At 31.5% G+C, this 924-nt stretch carries 3 protein-coding genes; all 3 read right to left on the bottom strand.

Annotation, left to right across the window (positions count from 1 at the left end; translation table 11 throughout):
• Window positions 1-88 precede the first annotated feature (88 nt).
• Complete coding sequence (locus AC1DSL_RS18765; protein ID WP_477533407.1) at window positions 89-247, bottom strand: hypothetical protein; 159 nt, start codon at window positions 245-247, stop codon at window positions 89-91.
• A gap of 37 nt (window positions 248-284) precedes the next feature.
• Window positions 285-527: a hypothetical protein gene (locus tag AC1DSL_RS18760; RefSeq protein WP_477533406.1), complete on the bottom strand. Its 243-nt coding sequence runs from the start codon at window positions 525-527 to the stop codon at window positions 285-287.
• A 77-nt stretch (window positions 528-604) separates the two neighbouring features.
• Entirely contained in the window at window positions 605-811 is a 207-nt protein-coding gene (locus AC1DSL_RS18755) for a hypothetical protein (RefSeq protein ID WP_477533405.1), read from the bottom strand.
• Window positions 812-924: the final 113 nt, after the last annotated feature.

Genomic DNA, 924 nt, shown 5'->3' with positions numbered 1-924 from the left:
GTATTTTTATTATGTAATGCAACCGATACACTTTTGGAGTGTATCACGCTCAAAGCTTAATGCCTTTTTATAGTCGCTTTGACGACTTTTAAAATTTATAACCTATTGCACTGTCCATAGCGTTTAACGTGTCAAAACGTTCTGCCAACTCTTTGTCGATCGCTTCAATTAATGAAGTATCATTAGTTAAAAATTTTAGCTCTTTCAATTCTTTACCAAACATTTCTTTAATATTTACTTTTCTCATTTTCATTTCTCCTTTTTGTTTAAAATTTATTTACTTATTAATACTCTTCATTTTCAATCGCTTGTTTTGCTTCATGTTCCGTTTCATAACTATAAACGCTTGCCATAACTCCTTTATGTTCTTTAATGAAGAATTGCAATTCCTCTTCATCCAGAATTATATAGCGTGTTCTCACTTGATCTTTAGGAAACCATTCTTTTTCAATTTCCTTTGCTTCATTTTCGTTAATGTACATATGGTCAAAGATTTCGTAAACTTTAATTGCTTTTAAGTTTTCCATCTGATCCACTCCGTTTCTTTTAGTCTCATCAGCTAACACACAATGTTAGGACGGCTTTGCAGCCGTTTCGACTTTGTTTAATTTTCACCATAAGTTGTTACAGTTTCCACTCTATAAAAATCCCAATGACCTAAAACACTGTTTAAATAATTTCTAGCTTCTGACTTGGATTGTGCATTAACTGCATGTACTCCAGTATCAGTGTGAATATGGTATTTTTTAAAGTTGCCTTCAATAAGCTCATTTAATTTAATTGTGTTATTTGCCTGTTCGATAGTTGTCATTTTAATTCCTCCAAGGTTTGATTTAGTTTAATATAACCTAACTGAATAATTTTTCAACTTGGTACGCTCTTATCATTTTCATGATCGTTATGGCGAATACTTAACCGTTAAAG

The organism is Paenisporosarcina sp. P4_D4 (assembly GCF_056401835.1).
This window is presented reverse-complemented; position numbering and strand designations above follow the sequence as displayed.

Bases quoted from the DNA above. Each gene is read 5' to 3' on its own strand.
- AC1DSL_RS18765 (WP_477533407.1), bottom strand. From the start codon at position 247: ATGAGAAAAGTAAATATTAAAGAAATGTTTGGTAAAGAATTGAAAGAG.
- AC1DSL_RS18760 (WP_477533406.1), bottom strand. From the start codon at position 527: ATGGAAAACTTAAAAGCAATTAAAGTTTACGAAATCTTTGACCATATG.
- AC1DSL_RS18755 (WP_477533405.1), bottom strand. From the start codon at position 811: ATGACAACTATCGAACAGGCAAATAACACAATTAAATTAAATGAGCTT.